Origin of the sequence: Mucilaginibacter celer (genome assembly GCF_003576455.2) — a bacterium.
GTDB lineage: Bacteria > Bacteroidota > Bacteroidia > Sphingobacteriales > Sphingobacteriaceae > Mucilaginibacter > Mucilaginibacter celer.
The window spans coordinates 5,808,889-5,827,278 of sequence record NZ_CP032869.1; the positions used below are offsets into that span (position 1 = coordinate 5,808,889).

General features: G+C 41.9%; 17 protein-coding genes and 1 tRNA gene. 9 read left to right on the forward strand and 9 right to left on the reverse strand.

All coding sequences use genetic code 11. The annotated features are described in order from the left end of the window. Positions 1–101: 101 nt before the first annotated feature. On the forward strand, positions 102–1,748 hold the full coding sequence (locus HYN43_RS24045) for an Ig-like domain-containing domain (RefSeq protein ID WP_119406447.1): 1,647 nt from the start codon (positions 102–104) through the stop codon (positions 1,746–1,748). Here HYN43_RS24045 and HYN43_RS24050 read toward each other — a convergent pair. Continuing rightward, a complete protein-coding gene (locus HYN43_RS24050; protein ID WP_119406448.1) occupies positions 1,735–2,250 on the reverse strand; it encodes a gamma carbonic anhydrase family protein in 516 nt (171 codons plus the stop codon). The genes HYN43_RS24045 and HYN43_RS24050 overlap by 14 nt on opposite strands. A gap of 76 nt (positions 2,251–2,326) precedes the next feature. Here HYN43_RS24050 and HYN43_RS24055 point away from each other — a divergent pair. Beyond that, positions 2,327–2,399 (forward strand) — tRNA-Gly (locus HYN43_RS24055). Between the two features lie 131 nt (positions 2,400–2,530). Here the strand turns inward: HYN43_RS24055 and nadB are convergent. After that, on the reverse strand, positions 2,531–4,123 hold the full coding sequence (gene nadB / locus HYN43_RS24060; RefSeq protein WP_119406449.1) for an L-aspartate oxidase: 1,593 nt from the start codon (positions 4,121–4,123) through the stop codon (positions 2,531–2,533). 408 nt (positions 4,124–4,531) lie between these two features. Between nadB and nadA the strand changes: the two genes are divergently transcribed. From nadA to HYN43_RS24085, 3 genes are all read left to right on the forward strand, one after another. Continuing rightward, positions 4,532–5,524 (forward strand): quinolinate synthase NadA, encoded by a 993-nt coding sequence (nadA, locus tag HYN43_RS24065; protein ID WP_119406450.1) that lies wholly within the window; start codon positions 4,532–4,534, stop codon positions 5,522–5,524. A gap of 472 nt (positions 5,525–5,996) precedes the next feature. Continuing rightward, on the forward strand, positions 5,997–7,043 hold the full coding sequence (thiL, locus tag HYN43_RS24080) for a thiamine-phosphate kinase (protein ID WP_119406453.1): 1,047 nt from the start codon (positions 5,997–5,999) through the stop codon (positions 7,041–7,043). Next, positions 7,044–7,481 carry a hypothetical protein gene (locus HYN43_RS24085; protein ID WP_119406454.1) on the forward strand — a complete coding sequence of 146 codons (438 nt, stop codon included), beginning with the start codon at positions 7,044–7,046 and terminating at the stop codon, positions 7,479–7,481. A gap of 193 nt (positions 7,482–7,674) precedes the next feature. On the opposite strand, the gene HYN43_RS24090 is transcribed toward HYN43_RS24085, so the two are convergent. The 7 genes from HYN43_RS24090 to HYN43_RS24120 form a co-directional block, all read right to left on the reverse strand. Continuing rightward, positions 7,675–8,994 (reverse strand): IS110 family RNA-guided transposase, encoded by a 1,320-nt coding sequence (locus HYN43_RS24090; RefSeq protein WP_119406282.1) that lies wholly within the window; start codon positions 8,992–8,994, stop codon positions 7,675–7,677. A 395-nt stretch (positions 8,995–9,389) separates the two neighbouring features. Further along, on the reverse strand, positions 9,390–10,760 hold the full coding sequence (locus HYN43_RS24095) for a DNA recombination protein RmuC (RefSeq protein ID WP_205589819.1): 1,371 nt from the start codon (positions 10,758–10,760) through the stop codon (positions 9,390–9,392). Positions 10,761–10,838: 78 nt separating this feature from the next. Beyond that, on the reverse strand, positions 10,839–12,266 hold the full coding sequence (locus HYN43_RS24100; protein WP_119406455.1) for a DUF4932 domain-containing protein: 1,428 nt from the start codon (positions 12,264–12,266) through the stop codon (positions 10,839–10,841). An 86-nt stretch (positions 12,267–12,352) separates the two neighbouring features. After that, entirely contained in the window at positions 12,353–12,583 is a 231-nt protein-coding gene (locus tag HYN43_RS24105; protein ID WP_119406456.1) for a hypothetical protein, read from the reverse strand. An 80-nt stretch (positions 12,584–12,663) separates the two neighbouring features. Further along, positions 12,664–13,146, reverse strand: coding sequence for a gliding motility lipoprotein GldH (locus tag HYN43_RS24110; protein WP_119406457.1), 483 nt, complete (start codon positions 13,144–13,146; stop codon positions 12,664–12,666). Beyond that, complete coding sequence (gene ricT / locus HYN43_RS24115) at positions 13,143–14,657, reverse strand: regulatory iron-sulfur-containing complex subunit RicT (RefSeq protein ID WP_119406458.1); 1,515 nt, start codon at positions 14,655–14,657, stop codon at positions 13,143–13,145. The genes HYN43_RS24110 and ricT overlap by 4 nt, the downstream gene beginning before the upstream one ends. Before the next feature lie 3 nt (positions 14,658–14,660). Then, complete coding sequence (locus tag HYN43_RS24120; protein WP_119406459.1) at positions 14,661–15,806, reverse strand: DNA polymerase III subunit; 1,146 nt, start codon at positions 15,804–15,806, stop codon at positions 14,661–14,663. Positions 15,807–15,986: 180 nt separating this feature from the next. Here HYN43_RS24120 and ruvX point away from each other — a divergent pair, with 180 nt between their 5' ends. From ruvX to HYN43_RS24140, 4 genes are all read left to right on the forward strand, one after another. Then, entirely contained in the window at positions 15,987–16,400 is a 414-nt protein-coding gene (ruvX, locus tag HYN43_RS24125) for a Holliday junction resolvase RuvX (RefSeq protein ID WP_119406460.1), read from the forward strand. A gap of 148 nt (positions 16,401–16,548) precedes the next feature. Next, positions 16,549–16,959, forward strand: coding sequence for an acyl-CoA thioesterase (locus tag HYN43_RS24130; RefSeq protein ID WP_119409106.1), 411 nt, complete (start codon positions 16,549–16,551; stop codon positions 16,957–16,959). 224 nt (positions 16,960–17,183) lie between these two features. Next, positions 17,184–17,822, forward strand: a complete 639-nt coding sequence (locus HYN43_RS24135) for an O-methyltransferase (RefSeq protein ID WP_119406461.1) — start codon at positions 17,184–17,186, stop codon at positions 17,820–17,822. A gap of 3 nt (positions 17,823–17,825) precedes the next feature. Further along, the gene (locus tag HYN43_RS24140; protein WP_119406462.1) at positions 17,826–18,374 is read left to right on the forward strand and encodes a glucosaminidase domain-containing protein; all 549 of its coding nucleotides are present in this window, start codon (positions 17,826–17,828) and stop codon (positions 18,372–18,374) included. Positions 18,375–18,390: the final 16 nt, after the last annotated feature.

The following is an 18,390-nucleotide window of genomic DNA, read 5'->3' on the forward strand; positions in this document are numbered from 1 at the left end:
ATAATTAATTAATTACAAAAAGTCGTTTTAAATCAATTATTTTTAATTTTTAATATTACCGTTCATAAAAACATAAAAATCGCTTATATCGCCTAAAAACTATGTTAAACGCAAAACCGGCTATTTTTTACAAAAATTATTTCCTGATTTTTATCGTTTTATTCATTTTTGGCTGCGCGGCTCAGCAACCACCCCAGGGAGGGCCGCGCGACCAGACCCCACCCAAATTGGTGAAGGCAATTCCCGGAAACAAAACCCGGAATTTTAATGCCAAACAAATCGACCTGGAATTTGACGAGTTTATTAAACTCACCAACGCCTACCAGGAAATCAGTATGAGCCCGGCGATGGAAAAGCAACCGGAGTATTCGTCCAACAAACGCAAACTAAAAGTTGAGTTTAAAGACACGCTCCAAAAAAATACAACTTATGTGATCAGCTTCGGCAAGTCGATCCAGGATGTGAACGAAAGTAATATCCTTAAAAATTTCACTTACGTTTTTTCTACCGGTAACCATATCGACTCATTAAGCATGACCGGTACGGTAACCAACACCCTCACCCAGGAAAAAGAAAAAGATGTATTGGTATTTTTATTTCCGGTGAAACAGGATACCTTATTCGGAAAAAAGAAGCCGGCCATTTTCGCGCTCACCGATTCATCAGGAAATTTTGCTTTGAACAATTTGCGTGAAGACGATTACCGCATTTATGCCTTGAAAGAAGCAAGCCCAAATAAAATATTTGATAACGATAATGAGTTGATCGCTTTTCTGAAAAAGCCGGTGCATTTAAGGAGCGATACATCCAATATCCAGTTAAATTTATTCAGGCAAGATCCCGATAAATTCAGGGTAACTGAAAAACGTTTTGACCAGGACGGAAAATTACAGTTGATATTTAACCGCGGCTTGATTCAGCCGGGTATTAAGGTTATTTACCCGGCCAATGTTGACGATAGAAAACAGGTTACCTACACCCCCACCAATGATACAGCTTCAGTTTATTTACGAAACATGAACTTCGATTCGGTACGTGTAGCCATCTATGAAAAAGGGAAAGCCATCGATACCATTTATCAGCTTAAACGTAAAAATGAAAGCTTTACACGCGTGCTTACCGCAAGCTACAACCTTGGTAACGACAGTAAATTAAAACCTGGTACCGACCTTAAAATAACGGCAAATATCCCTATCGAAAGTTTCGATCAATCGTTGATCACTTTAAATGAAGACTCTGTAGCCACAAATGATTTCACCATCCAAAAGGATACCGGTAATTACAAGGTGCTCAACTTAAAATACCGGTGGCGCGAACAAAGCCGGTACGAACTGATTTTAAATGAAGGTGCGTTAACTGATGTTTATGGCGACAAAAACAAAAGGCTTCCTTCTAAAAAATTCCAGATCAATAAAATAGAAAACTATAGCCAGCTTACGGCCAAAATAACTTTACCGGCCGATACAGGTAAAGCTTATGTTGTTGAACTTTTAAGTGAAGACAAAAAGAAGATTCAAAGTAACCCGATAACCAAAAGTGGTTCGATAGTTTACAAAGGCATCCTGGCAGCCAAGTATTATATCCGCGTTATTTACGATGATAATAAAAATGGCAAATGGGATAGCGGTAACGTAAAACAACGCCGCCAGCCCGAACAGATTTGGCTCAATGAAAAACTCATCACCCTAAGGCCAAACTGGGAAGCAGAAGAGCCTATAACAGTACCTAAGGAACCTATTGTTCCTTAAACCAACCGGAATACATGATATAATTTTGAGGCAATTGCTTCAGCATAGCCCTTTGCTCATCAGTAAGGGGCTTTACTTTTTTAGCAGGAATACCGGCGTATAAATAGCCCGATTCGCAAATGGTATTCTCCAATACCACAGCACCTGCAGCAATGATCACAAACTCGTTTACAACCGCATGATCCATCACAATGGCGCCCATGCCTACCAAAGTATGATCATGCAAAGTGCAGCCGTGTACAAGCGCGTTATGGCCTATAGATACGTGGTTACCAATATTAGTGGGGGCTTTTAAATAAGTAGCATGAATAACCGCTCCATCCTGGATATTGGTGTTATTACCTATTTTAATATAATGCACATCGCCACGGATCACGGCGTTAAACCAAACCGAACAATTATCGCCCATCACCACATTCCCTACTATGGTACAGTTTTCGGCAATAAAACAATCATTGCCCCAAACCGGGCTTTTATCTTTTACAGGTAATATTAATGGCATGACTTAAATTTAAAATTAAAATCCGAAATGGAAATTCCGAAATCCGAAATTTTAACTATGTTTGATTATAAATCAAGCGAAAATAGCTCAGTCGGTAGAGCGTCAGTTTCCCAAACTGAAGGCCGCGGGTTCGAATCCCGTTTTTCGCTCATATCAATAATCTTCTCGGAATTTATGTAACCCGTCATTGCGAGGAACGAAGCAATCGCGAACTATACAGGGCAGACTTGCCTACGTGCGATTGCTTCGTTCCTCGCAATGACGTGATGGTACTTATCTTTTAAAACACCGTATCCCTCACTTCCGCAGCATGCTCCGGATAATCTGTAGTATAATGCAACCCCCTACTCTCCTTACGTAACATAGCCGATTTTACTACAATAAACGATACCTGGATCAAATTACGCAGCTCGCAAAGTTTTACCGAAAGTTTGGTTTTTTTATAGAAATCTTCAGTCTCCTCGTACAATAGCTTCAACCTGCGCAAGGCCCTATCCAACCTGAAATCAGAACGCACAATACCCACATAGTCATTCATCAACTTTTGCATTTCGCGTACGTTGTGGGTTACAAGGATATCTTCATTAGAGAGCTGCACACCCTTCTCATCCCAATCCGGTATATTATCCGGAATCACATTATTTTTAAAATTCTTGATCGCGTCCTCATAAATCCGATGCGCGAAAACCAAAGCTTCCAGTAATGAATTAGATGCCAAACGGTTAGCACCATGCAAACCCGTTGATGAACATTCTCCGCAGGCATATAACCTTAATATAGATGACTGGCCAACATGATCAACCAAAATACCACCGCACATATAATGACAGGCCGGCGCAACGGGGATCATATCTTTGGTCATGTCAATACCTATTTCCAAACATTTAGCATAAATATTAGGGAAATGGTTCAGGATATCCTGTTTGCTGCGGTGCCTTACATCTAAATAAACATAATCCTCACCCGATTTTTTGATCTCCGCATCGATGGCCCTGGCAGTAATATCGCGTGGCGCCAATGATTTACGCGCATCATATTCATGCATAAACTCTTCGCCGTTGGTACGTTTTAACACTCCTCCGAAACCGCGTACAGCTTCCGAGATCAGGAATGAAGGATACTCGCCCGGGTTATATAACGCCGTTGGGTGAAACTGCATGAACTCCATATTGCGCACCTTCCCCTTAGCACGATAAACCATCGCTATCCCATCGCCGGTGGCTATGGTTGGGTTGGTAGTAACCGCATAAATATGCCCGGCTCCACCCGCAGCCATTACGGTAACTTTAGATAGGATCTTTTCAACAATTTTCGTTTCGGTGTTAAAAGCATAAATACCGAAACAGGTAATATCGGTACTTGATTTCCCCACCAGCTCACCTAAATGGTGCTGGGTAATTAAATCAACCGCAAAATAATGCGTGAGTATCTCAATATTAGGGTTTTTATGAATTTCCTCCAAAAGCGAACGCTCTATCTCCCAGCCAGTTACATCTTTATAGTGCAACACCCTGAACTCAGAATGGCCACCCTCTTTCGCCAGGTCATAAACACCTTCGTTGGTTTTGTCAAAATTGGTTCCGTATTCAATAATCTCGTTAATACGCTCCGGCCCTTCCTTAACAACGGCTTCAACAACTTCGCGGTCGCAAAGGCCGTCGCCGCTTATTAAGGTATCCTGGATATGTTTTTCAAACGAATCTTCTTTTTTATCCACAACTACAGCAACCCCGCCCTGGGCATACTTAGTGTTCGATTCGTCTTCGTTAGATTTTGTAACTATCAGAACCTTACCATGCTTCGCCGCTTTGAGCGCGAAACTTAAACCGGCAATGCCTGAACCCACTACGAGGAAATCAACAGATCGGGTCATGTTTTATATGAAATGTGTGTAAAAGTAGTACTAATGTTAATAACAGCTATAAAACCTGTTAAGTTTATGTAAAGAAAAACTTAAAAATAGATTTGAATGTGTATAACTCCCATTTAAGCGTCGAATATCAATATTTTTTGAGCGACTTTTACGACACTTTAGTCATAAAGCTAACATTTTCCCCACCCGCTAATTTTTAACATAAAACTTTTTCAAATAAAAATTGATTGTCACAGATATCTAAAAATCAGCATACTTTTTGGTGGAAAAATGTTTATATCTGTTAATAAGTTGTGAAAACTAATTTATAAAAGAAAAATTAGAGCGACTTTTGCACAATACCAACACCATAACAAACAATAGTTTTCTTTTATTTAAAAAGTAGTTGTTATTAATTGAATTGTGGAAATGAATACCTTCGAAGAAATTAATCTGAAAGGATATGTGGATGAAGAGATCGACCCAACGCTTGATCTTTTCGCCGAAATCGAAAAATTAAAAAAGCAAAAGAACGCGGTGATCCTGGCGCACTATTACCAGGATGGCGACATTCAGGATATTGCCGATTACATTGGCGATAGTTTAGGCCTGTCGCAACAAGCCGCCAAAACTGATGCTGACATTATTGTTTTTGCAGGCGTGCACTTCATGGCCGAAACAGCCAAGATCCTGTCGCCGACAAAAAAGGTTTTACTGCCGGATATGAAGGCAGGTTGTTCATTAGCAGATAGTTGCCCTCCTCACTTGTTTAAAAAGTTTAAGGAAAACTATCCCGATCACCTGGTGATCACGTATGTAAACTGCACGGCCGAACTAAAGGCTTTAACCGACATTGTTTGTACATCAAGCAACGCGGTGCAGATTGTGGAGAGCTTACCGAAAGATCAGAAGATCATTTTCGGTCCTGATAAAAACCTTGGCGCGTATGTAGCCAAGAAAACCGGCCGTGACCTGGTGTTGTGGAATGGTGCCTGTATGGTGCATGAGATATTTTCGAGAGAAAAGATCACCAAACTGAAAGAGCGCCATCCCGGTGCAAAACTGTTGGCGCACCCTGAATGCGAGGACGTTATACTGGAAATGGCCGATTATGTTGGTTCAACAACCGGTATTTTGAAATACGCCGGCAGCCGCCAGGAAAAGGAATTTATTGTTGCTACAGAATCGGGCATATTGCACCAGATGCAGAAGGAAAACCCGGATAAAATATTTATCCCGGCGCCACCTAATAACAACTGCGCATGTAATGATTGCCCGCACATGAAACGTAACACGCTGGAAAAGTTATACCTGTGTTTGAAAAACGAAACGCCGGAAGTAACCGTACCGGAGCATATTATCGAGAGGGCTGTAAAACCTATCGAACGGATGCTGGAAATCTCGGCACAATTAGGGCTATAGTTCTTTTTGTTTTTTGGGATTACACCGATTAGGGATTGATTACACCGATTTTTTGATCGGTTGGATGGCCTTGATAGGGAAGTTATAAACCGGGTAATTGTGGAAAACCCGGGGGAGGTTTTTGGGAGGTATTTTTTGAATAAAATGCCTCCCAAAGCTTAAAAAGGCTAAAAATCGCCAAAAATTTTTCCGCCGTTGGCGGATATGATGTGTACGGGTTGCGGCCCGGATTTTTGAGTTATCCACAATGTTGTTAAAAAGTACAAAGGGTGCTTTGGCTGCAAACTGCAAAGTGCTTCGATATATTTGCAGCCCTCTTTTAGAGGTAGCAGTTGATTTTAGCCGGAAATGGCTAAAATCTCAAAAAAATTTCCCGCCTTCGGCGGAATATTTGATACCGGGTTGCGGCCCGAAAATTTATAAATGAAAAGCTTTTAAAGGTCGCCCTTCGGGGAGATTTAATGGAAATTATATGTTTGAAAATCAGGATAGGACTAATTTAGAGGAACTTGGCGAATTTGGCCTGATTGGTCATCTTACCAAAAACATCAAGCTTACCAACGAAAGCAGTAACAAAGGTGTTGGCGATGATGCTGCCGTGCTGGATTTTGCCGGCAAAAAAACGTTGATAAGCACCGATATGCTTTTGGAGGGCATTCATTTCGATTTGGCATATACGCCGCTTAAGCACCTGGGATACAAAGCTATACAGGTAAACCTGAGCGATATTTATGCCATGAACGGGATCGCTTCACAGGTTACGGTTTCTATCGGGATGTCGAGCAAGTTTCCGTTGGAAGCTATTGAAGAACTTTACCAGGGAATTTATATTGCCTGCGAAAAATACAATGTGGATTTGATTGGTGGAGATACCACCGCTTCGAAACAAGGGTTGGTGATCAGTGTAACCTCCATTGGTTACGCGGATGAGGCGGATATTGTTTACCGCAATGGTGCCGAAGAGGGTGACCTAATCTGTGTATCGGGTGATTTGGGTGGCGCTTACACCGGTTTGCAATTGCTGGAACGCGAAAAATTAATTTATCTCGAAAACCCTAATATTCAGCCTGATCTGGAAGGAAAAGATTACATTGTTGAGCGACAGCTGAAACCGGAAGCCCGCCGGGATGTGATTGAATTGCTGAAAAGCATTGAAGTAAAACCAACTTCGATGATCGATGTATCGGATGGTTTAGCTTCCGAGCTTTTACATATCTGCAGGCAAAGCAACAAGGGGTGTAACCTGTACGAAGAGAAAATCCCGTTGGATCCGATGACTTTCGAAACGGCCCGCGAGTTTAACCTCGATCCTACCATCTGCGCTTTAAGCGGCGGAGAAGATTACGAATTGCTGTTCACTGTGAAACAAGCCGATTATGATAAGATCAAATTCAAAATGGATATCAGCATTATTGGCTATATCACCGAACCATCGGCCGGTTGCAATCTGGTTACCAAAAGCGGTACTGTACACGAGCTGAAAGCCCAGGGATGGAACGCCTTCAAAAAATCTGAATAAATGCTGCAGGGTGTTTTTGATAAATTTTACCTGAACAATCACCCGGATGGGAAACCACCAGTTGGGTTTGTTAAGGGGATACTGATACTTTACCTGGCTTTAGTTATTCAAACTGCAAACAATTACCTGGGGGGGTTCAATATTTCGGCTACTTTATTCTTCTTCCTGGTTGGTGGTTTTTTAATATTTGCCACGGGGGAAGGTAGGAAATGGGCTAAGTCTATTCTTTCTTTATTAATATTATTGAATGTATTACTGTTAGGATGGTCGGTGCTTTATGCTTTAGGTATTTTGCACGAAACAGCGGATGCCAAAAAGCAGCTACAAATGCCGGTTTATTTGATTGCTTTAACCATAGCCGAAATGTTTTTTGAGCTTTGGGGATGGGCGCTAATGATTAATAAAGAAGCCGATTGGTGGTTTAACAGGAAGAAATAAAATTTGGCTCCTTTATTATTGCCGTCGTTCTGTAATACTCTCCACCACGTCATTGAGTAATAAAAGCTGAGGCCTCTGAAGAAGTATATGACATTTGCCCCTTTGTCATGCTGAGAAACGAAGCATCTTCTTCGCTCTGTATAGCGGCCATGCTTATTGAAGAAGATTCTTCGCTATCGCTGCCATTGACACATTATGCAGCTATTTGGTTTTCAGAAAGTTGCATATTGTATTTTTTAGCCATTTTTTTCAACAATGCCATTTCTCTTCTCTGCAATTGATCTTCGTAGCGTTTAGTTCCTTCCTCAACATATGCGGTTCCTTTGGTTAATGTATTATAGTAAGCAATGGCCAACTTTCTGGCACCGGCTTTTATAGCAATCCCCGAATCTTTACGGCCACGGAGCTTTCTCATGAAACTACCGATAGCATTATTCTTACTATTCAATAATGACTGGGCACATTGTTTAAAGATCTGCCCGGCAACATTGCAAGGCATACCCCTGACATTCTTTTTCATTTTTCCGCTCCGATGACTTTTAGGGGATAAGGTTAACCAGTTTACAAAGCTTTTAACTGTAGGAAAACGGCTCATATCCACACCAGTTTCCCCAATCAGCCGCAATGCCGTATAATCATTTATCCCGGGAATGCTGGTAAGGTCAACACCGTATAAGCGCGCCATAGTGGCGTGAAGCCCCGGTATTTTTGGGGCATGATGCCGTACTGCTTTGGCTTTTCCTGTAACTACCTCTTCTTTATCTACACTTAGTTCGTCCAACAGGCGGCTAATCTCCCCGTCTATCTTTTTTATTTGGTTTTGGTGTATATCCCAAAGCTGCATGTTCTGCTCAAGCATGAATAAATAGGTATCATTATACCGGCCTTCCAATGCTTTTAATACTTTTTCACCTTTATATTTTTGAATGCGTTCATCACAAAGGCTAAGTAAATAGTTGCTGTCCCGGTTCCCGGATAATATAGCTTTGATCATATTAATGCCGCTGGTACCATGGATCTGGCTAAGTACCTCCGGAAGTTTGATGTTCATCAACTCCAGGCATTTCTGCATCTTGTTAACATAGGTACTGCCCATACTGATGATATCCAGGCGTTCCCGCACCAAATGACGAAGTTCCATGAACTTGCCCTGGGGGATAAAGCTATGTCTGAGGATGCCGGCAGAAAACAGCTTCTGGATCCACTGGCAATCCCTTACATCAGTTTTTCTGCCTTTCACCTGTTTGGTTTCTTTAGGGTTGACCAGGCAAACCAATATGCCAAGTTCTTCTAACAGAAAGTATAAAGCGATCCAGTAAACACCTGTGGCTTCCATTGCTACCTTTTTTACGCCTCTCTCTTTCAGATACACTGCACAAGCATAATAACTTGATGTGAAGGTTTCAAAGCTGACCACCTCTTTCCCATCAGGGGATACAAAAATCTGCTCAGCACCGATATCAATACCTGCAACATTTTGGTGGACTGTTTCAAAAGTCGTTTCTTTTGCCATAACTTTACTTTAGATTTTAAAATCAAGCAACTTATGGCTCAGGAAAGCGATAAATAAAAGGCACGCTGCCATACGGGAATACTGCAGGTAACAGTATCACCAAAATGCTTACGCTATTTCCTAAAGCAAATCTCAGGGGCGGGTAAATAACACCAAGAGCTAAACTGCTACTCTGCCATAAGTTGCTTTTGCAAAGTTCAGCATTCGCTTGTCATCTGCAATGCTATTATTTGTGCGCAAATAAACCCTACTCAGGATGACAAACTTTTTTTTTAACTTGTCATGGGTAGGTACAAAGCAATCCCCGATAAGCAAAGCGGCTATGCAAATCCGCCGTGTATAGTTTGGAATTGCTTCCTACCTCGCAATGACGAGATAATTAATAACTCAAGAATTTACTCATCTCCAATAAACTTCTGGTCGATCTGCTTATCCGCTTTAGCCCCTAATTTTTTAATTTTTTCGGCAGTAGTAGTAAGGTTGCCCCTACCCTCCGATAGTTTATTGATAGCATTATTATAAGCCGATTGCGTTTGGTTAATATTTTTACCAATGCTATCCATATCGCTTAAAAAGCCAACAAACTTATCGTACATATCGCCACTTAAACGTGCAATTTCCAATACGTTACGGTTTTGGCGTTCCTGTTTCCACATACTGGCAATAGTGCGGAGGGTAGCCAATAATGTAGAGGGACTAACAATCACCACTTTCCTGTCCCAGGCATAATTAAATAGTTCATTATCCAGTTGTACAGCTATACTGAATGAGGATTCTATCGGCACAAAAAGCAATACAAAATCGGGTGAATTGATCTTATACAGATCATGATATTTTTTGGCCGACAAACCCGCCACGTGTCCGCGGATGGATTCGATATGGGCTTTGGCGAATAGTTTACGGTCATCTTCGGTATCGGCATTTACCAGTTTTTCGTAGGCAATTAATGAAACTTTCGAGTCGATGATGAGGTGTTTATCATCAGGCAGATCAATGATTACATCGGGTTGAAACCTTGTACCATCAGTGGCCTGCATCGCCGCCTGAATACGGTATTCCTGATCTTTGATAAGGCCCGAACGTTCCAAAATCCGCTCCAGGATCATCTCGCCCCAGTTGCCCTGGCGTTTGTTATCGCCTTTTAGCGCCTTGGTAAGATTTTGCGCTTCATCGCTGATCTGTTTGTTCAGGTCCATCAGCTGGGTAATTACTCCTTTCAGGGTGTTGCGCTCGGCGGCTTCCATATTGTAAACTTTCTCAACCTTGTCTTCAAATGCCTTCAGGTTTTCCTTTAGCGGATTGAGGATAACATCCAAATTACTACGGTTGATATCGGTAAACTCTTTAGATTTTTCTTTAAGCAGTTTTTCGGCCACATTTTCAAATTCGCGCTGAAATTGGGTTCGGATCTGCTCTATTTCTTCCTTTTGTTCCTGGAGTTTTTCCTGTTGAGATTTGTAGTAAGCACGGGCATTTTCTAATGATTTATTGGCTTCAGCCAGTTGGGTACGCTCATACAAAAGTTCGTCGATAACGCGGTTTTTTTCTTCCTTTAAAAAGTTGGTGATACTCTCCTTTTCGGCAGCTAAACCGGCTGACCTTTCTTCGGCTTTAGCGAGGGATATTTTAAGCAGATCATGATCTGCACGTAAACGGTTCAGTTCTTCGGGCGAGATCAACTCGATAGCATTCGGTTTTTTCAGGAATAAAAAAACCGCTACGAGCAGGATAACAAGGGATACTATTACTAATAGGTTACCAATCATTTTTTGATAAAAATATTAGTAAAGTAAAGAATTAAAATTTATAAATGCTAATAAAATTAATTGAAGATCTAACCGGTATTATGGTAATGGATCAGAGCTTGTTTTAAAGTTGAGCGTATAGTTTTGCACACTATATCCATCGCTTGCCCGCATCATACTGCCAACCATATTGATCTGATATTCAGTATTTGGCTTCAATTTAACTTCCAATACAATACTTTTATTATCGTTTGTGAACTTAAATTTTATAGGTTTAGGATAATAGGTTGTGCCCTTGGCTCCTAGGCCAAAAAAATACCGTACTCCATCAAGCTTTTTGTCGAAGTCGAATATAATTTGAGTAATGCCCGAACTGACGGTTGTATCACTGTTTTTAAATGGCCGTACAGCTATAACCCTGGCACAATGTTGTTGATAGTCATCGTTATAAAAATTTATGCGTTTTGCCAAGTCATCATAAAAAGCAACTACAACAGGCATAAAGTTTTCAAGCGTTGGGTAGGTTTTTCTTTGTGTTTGATAGGTATCCAGTAGTTTTACTAATGGCCTCATCCAAACAAACCCATTTGCTAATTGCTGTTTAAGTTCTTTATCTGCTATTAGGGTGTCGGCATTATGGCTTTTAAGATAGCTGATAACAGAGGCCCGTACTAAAGCTTCGTTCATCATTGTTTTCCAACTTGTGTATGCTTGTCTACGCATTTTTGCACTTTCTTTTTCAAAAATGATAGTACCTGATGTGGTTAATTGTTGTTCATATTTATCAATAAGGTAATTGACGAACGAATGATTAAACTCATGAATTAATGTAGGCAAATAGGAGGATAAGTTATATACAGGAGCGCCCTGCTCATCAAACGAACCTGAGCCTATAATGGCATATACTTTTTTTAAATGATCATTTAAATCAATATGCGGGCCATAATTTCCGCCTCCGTTGCCAAGGCCTATTATTATATTAAAATTTTCTGTAGGTGCCTTGCCATAAAATTTATAGTACCAGCTTACATCTAAATTTTTAAATAAAGTATTAAAACGGCTTTTTGCAACTGCATAATCATTTAAATGTGCATCAAAAAAAGAACTACAGTCGGCGTCGGTGTAAAATTGCTTTAACATGATATTGAATTTGGCCGCGGTTTTAAGGTTCCACCGTTGATCGGGCAAAGAAATTGAAAAAGGAACAATAGGATCTAAAAGAGGCGGATTATTTAAATGAATAGCCATCGCCATTACTGCATCGTAGCTGATGCCCAAACTATCACGTAGTTCTGCTGCATATTTTATGAGAGGATGACTACTAAATTTATCAAAATGACGGTGGATGTCTGCAACGTACTTTGCGTTTTCGGTTGTATTGTACTCTTCATTACCAGCTAATCGGAAAACGATACTCAGCAATTCAACTCGTTTATCGACTTTAGGGGGAGCAATATTGTTACCAGTTTGCGCCGACAGTTTTAGGCAGAATGATGCGAAAATTAGAAATAGGTTTAGGTGTTTCATTTAAAAGATTTTAAAGTAAGGGAAACAATTCCTGAGTATAGATATATCTTACATATTCAGGTTTAACGACTGTGCATTAAAAAACATCAATGTACAGGATGCACAGCCGAATCTGTATCTCCCTGTAAAGTTGTGGTATCTGAAGAATTAGGCGTAACAGCACTATTACCTGGCGCGGTGCTTTTAGCCGAATCTGTAGGACCGCCGCTTCCTTTAGCTGCGCTGGTATCGCTTTGCCTGTCTGTTTTTTTATCGTTGCTATGGCAGGCACTCAGAGTTACAGAGGCTGCGAAAGATAAGATGATCAGTTTTTTCATGGGGAGGGTTTTGATATAAAAAAATATAAGGGATAGAAGTTGTTGATTTAAGCACGTAGAGTTGCTAAGACGCAAAGATTTTACTTAGCTTTCTCTATCCGCAAGCCCACATCACTGATCTCATGCAGCGGGTTATCGCGCATATTTTGCTCTATCTCGAAATGGTAATTACCCTTTGCAGGGAAATGATATCCCTTGCGCAGCAACACCTGGTAGCTATATAAATTGCCCGATCCTTTACCCAGCCACTCGCCATCTGGATTGGCCAGTTTTACCTCAAAACGGGTGGTTTGTTTCTTTTTACCGGGGAGGGTTTGCGATACCAGTACAAAGATGTTTGAGTATCGGTAATTACCGGTAACCCGTAAATTCAGATATTCGTTATAGGCCGCCCGCTCATCGTCAATCTTCACATCAAATTTTACCCGGTTTACGTACGACCAGTTATGGTCGGCAATTTCGGTATTGTTGTCAATAACCGCATTAGGATCGGTACAAGCACCGGCCAGCATTGTTAAAAGTAACAATGCTGCCGGGTAAAAAATATTTAAAGCCCGTTTCATTCAGGTTTGGCCTGTTGATTATTGTTGTTGTTATTGCGGTTAGGGTTATGCGGGCGGTTTGGCCTGCGGCGCCTGTTATTATTGTTACCGCCACCTTCGCCTTGTTGCCTGGCTTCATTTTGCGGCTTACCTTCTCCCTGTGGTTTGCTCTCGCCCTGCGGGCGTGGTTCGCCTTGCGGTTTATTTTGCTGCGGAGGCCTGTTACCTTGTTGCTGCTGCCTGTTGTTTGGATGCTGCGGTCGCTGGCCTTCAGGGCGGGGCTTTTGCTGCTGCCTGTCTTGCCCAGAATTATTACCGCCTTGTTGCTGTTGCTGCGGGCGTTGCTGCTGACCAGCCGGTTTGCCATCGGCTTGTTGCTGGCCTTCGGGCCTTTGGCCGCCTTTATTACGGTTTTTGTTTTTCTTTTTATTGTTGTTGCGGCGCTCATCCAAACGGGTAAGGCTGTCCTGGCCAACTACGTTTTCGTAATCCAGTACTTTTGCCGGCACGGTTTCTACTTCAACAATTTCGCCCAGATCTTCAGGGATCACACCATCTTTGTTTAGCTGCTGAATTTCTTTAACCTTCGCAATCGGCAGCGGAATCCAGCTTTCTTCTTTAGGATAGCTGAACCACATAATGCGCTTAAAAATATCCGTTTTTTGTAAACGGGCATCACCTTTTTCAGTGCGGAGAATGTTCACATTATCAGGGATGTGTTTCAGGGCATCCATGTAAGTATCCAACTCGTAGTTAAGGCAGCATTTAAGTTTACCGCACTGGCCGGCCAACTTCAACGTGTTTAACGAAAGGTTTTGATAACGCGCCGCCGAGGTTGATACCGTTTTAAAATCGGTAAGCCAGGTTGAACAGCAAAGTTCGCGGCCGCACGAGCCGATACCGCCTAAACGGCTTGCTTCCTGCCTCATGCCAATCTGCCTCATCTCGATGCGGATGCGGAAAGTTTCGGCCATTTTTTTGATCAGTTCCCTGAAATCAACCCGGCCTTCGGCAGTATAATAAAATGTAGCTTTGGTTTTATCGCCCTGGTAATCCACGTCGCTCAGCTTCATGCTCAGGTTCAGATCAAGGGCCAGCTTACGCGATTTATGCATGGTTTCCCATTCCATATCTTTGGCGGCTTTCCATTTATCTACATCGGCAACGGTAGCTTTGCGGTAAATGCGTTTTACTACATCGGCTTCCTTTACATGACGTTTAACCATCTGCATGCGCACCAGTTCGCCGGTTAGCGAAACGTGACCGATATCGTAACCACCGGTAGTAGCTTCAACGGCTACCAGTTCGCCGGCTTCGAGGTATATATTATCGTTGTTTACATAAAACTCCTTGCGCGAGCCTTTAAACTTTACTTCGATAACCTTAAACGGCTTATAGTTTGTCGGCATGTCCATATGCGACAGCCAATCGTAAACATCTAATTTGCTGCAACCATTAGTAAGGCAACTGCCATTACTTTTGCAGCCCGCAGGCGAACATCCGCCACCTGTTGAGCAACTTCCACATTCCATAATTTAATTCGGCATATATTGATTCCCCGCGGGGACGTTTCTTGTAATTAACACTCTTATAATTTGTAAAGATACATCTAAAAATAAAATTTTTGGATTAGCGTTTCTCTCCACATGATAATGCGCTTTCTCCAGTTCGGTTATGATAGATTGTGCGTTGTCGATAGTGAGTACATTGCTCATTTTTTGCGCTGTATCCAACTCCTTTGCGGGTAAGTGAACCAGGTTACCTGCACCGGCCAGCAACAAACAACACTCCCGCACGAAGCTAACGCCGTAGCGCAAAAAGTTTTTCTGGTTTTCGCGGCCCATCTTGGCAAACTGATCAACAAAAGCCATTACCTCGATGCCTTTATTGCCGAAACAATAGCGCAACCATTGTACAAACAGCTCATGGTAACTTTTGTTGTCTTGCTGTAACATGGCCAGTGCTTCGGTCATATTACCGTTGCTCAAATAGGCTATTTCGGCAGCGGCTTCTTCGGTTTGGTGATGGGCGGCTAACAGATGATCTTTTATTTCATCATACGTTAAACCCGGAATTTTTACCAGCTGCGTACGCGAAAGAATGGTATTCAGGATCTGATCCTGATTTTGGGCTACCAGTAAAAACAGCGTATTGGGTTGAGGCTCTTCAATAATTTTAAGCAGCGAGTTTCCTTCTTTATCCAGATACTCGGGCAACCAAAGGATCAGAATTTTATATTCAGATTCAAAAGGTTTAAAGCTGAGTTTCTTGATAATCTGGTGGCACTCGGCAATATTGATATTGGCCTGCTTGTTTTCGGCATCCAAATATCCGCGCCAGGTATCAAGGCTGATGTATGGATTAGCCAGCAGGGCATCGCGCCATTGCTCAATAAAAGTGAGCGCGGTATCATCCTTATGTTTGGCGAAGAAGGGGTACGAAAAATGCAGATCGGGGTGGGCCAGTTTTTGGTATTTTCGACAGGATGAACATACCCCGCACGAATCACCAGGTTGTTTATCTTCGCACGAAAGGTACTGGGCATAGGCAACAGCAAGCGCCAGGCTGCCCGAACCTTCGGGTCCCAAAAATAACTGCGCGTGACTTACCCGGTTATCGCTCACCGTGTTAAGTAAACGTTGCTTTACTGCCTCTTGTCCTACTATTTCTTTAAACTGCATTTGGTGCAAAATAGGAATTAGATTTTAGAAGTGAGATATGAGATGTGAGATTTGAGAGAGGAATGATGTTTAGCGGAATATAAAAGTCGTCATTGCGAGGTACGAAGCAATGACGAGGGGCAGAAGCGCTATCTTCAAAAAATCTCACATCTCATATCTCACATCTCCTATCTTTACAAAATGAGAGTAATGGCATTCGATTACGGAACCAAACGCATAGGCATTGCGGTTACCGACCCTTTGCAGATCATCGCTACCGGGCTTGATAACATCCACCCAAATAACATCATCGAGTTTATAAAAAAATACCTACAAACCGAACTGGTGGAGCGATTTATAGTAGGCGAACCAAAGCAAATGGATAATACACCATCGCAATCGGCCCAGCATGTAAAGGGCTTTGTGAACCTGCTGAAGAAAACTTTCCCGGAGATGCCTATTGAAATGGTTGACGAGCGTTTTACCTCCAAAATGGCTTCGGCCACTATTGCTCAAAGCGGCATGAATAAAAAGAACCGGCAAAATAAGGAACTGGTTGATACGATATCGGCCGTGATATTATTACAAAGCTGGATGGACCGTAGATTATTATGATTACGTTGATTTCGCTGATTTTTCCTGGCGCCTGATTAGTGATTTTGATTCGCTTTGAAAACAATCAGTTATGATTTTCTGCCTGGCAGGCTATAATTTGTTAGCCGCCTTTCCCGTTACTATCCCTTTTATCTATAAAAACAATAAAATGAGTTTTACCAAAACGTACACCGTAAAAGACGAACACATCGACGTTCAAAACATAATGGACGGCCTTTACTATCCTTTTTATATGGAGTGGTGCCGCCACGATTTTATCCGCGAAGTTCTCGGCTTTGATTTTGAAGAGCAGGCGCATAAAGGCGTGAACATGGTACTATCTGAATATTCGCTGAAATTTGTGCGCTCGTTAAAAAGTGGTGATGAATTTACCGTTAGCTGCGAGTTGTTTGGCGACGCAAAGGGTTTGCCGAGGTTACATTTTAAACAAACCATTACCTGTAAAAATAAAGTGATGACTACCGGGATGTTTACGGGGACTTGTATCTCGGCTGGTGGAAGGCCTTATTTGCCGGAGAGCATACTTGAAAAAATAGCAGGGCAACCGGTATTAGAATAAGAAGAATTTTTTAACTGCGTCATTGCGAGGTACGAAGCAATCCCCTACTTACAGAGAAACTTGCACAGCCGCTCTGCCAATCGGGGATTGCTTCGTACCTCGCAATGACGTTTTGGAGAGATTCGCGTTTATATAACGACTGCTTGGAGTAAGATAAATATTTGTTTATCAGCGCTAAAGCTTCTGAAATTCTCGCTTAAAATAAATTCCGTATCTTTGCCCCCATGGATATTCTCCCTAATGCCCTATTGGCTTACTTAGATGACCATTGCGATCCCGAACCGGAAGCGCTGCAAAAGCTCAACCGCGAAACGCATATCAAGGTATTAAAACCCCACATGTTATCAGGGCATTACCAGGGCCGTTTGCTTAGTTTTTTGAGCAAAATGGTACAGCCAAAACGTATTCTTGAGATAGGTACTTTTACCGGTTACTCGGCAATTTGCCTGGCTGAGGGATTGGCCGAAGATGGCATCCTTCACACCATCGAAGTGAACCGCGAAATGGAGGAAATCATCAATTCACACTTCAAACTAACAAATGTTGAAAATAAAATAAAGCTGCATTTTGGGCAGGCAGAGGCCATTATTGCTGATTTACAGGAAGATATTTTCGATTTGGTGTTTATTGATGCTGATAAAAAGAATAATTATACCTACTTTCAATTAGTTTTTGACAAAGTCAGATCCGGAGGATTAATAATAATTGATAATGTTTTGTGGAAGGGAAAAGTATATGGCCCCGAAAAAGATGCCGATACGGAGGGAATTCGCAAACTAAATAACGAGATAGCTGTTGATAGCAGGATAGAAAAACTAATCCTGCCGGTACGCGACGGTTTGCTGGTTATCAGAAAAAAATAAATTATGAAGAAAATCTTACTGATTACAACACTGTTGATCTCAACATTAGCTGCTTCAGCACAGAAAAATACCTCAACTTCTTACATTGATAAGTTCAAAGATGATGCCATTCGTATTATGCACGAAACCGGCATCCCGGCCAGCATCGTTTTAGGTGTGGCCATGCACGAATCGGGCTGTGGTAACAGTACCATAGCGCAAAACCTCAATAACCAGTTTGGAGTAAAGGGCTACAACACTGTAGTTTATACCAAACACAATAAAAAAGTTCGCACCGCATACAAACGTTACGATTCGGTTTTTGATTCGTTCCAGGATTTTGCCCGTATCATGACCGAGCGCAAACAATTTAGCCACCTGGCCGATGCGCTTACCCATTATGATTATAAAGGCTGGGCAAAAGGCATCCAGCGTGCGGGTTATGCAGGCAGCCGCAAATGGGCTTCGCAGGTTTTAGGTATTATTAGCCATTATAAATTGAACGAACTGGACGAAAATCCGGCTACTCAAACACAACTGGCCGACGCTAACGCTTCAACAACAAAACAGTAATAATTACATTAATAAG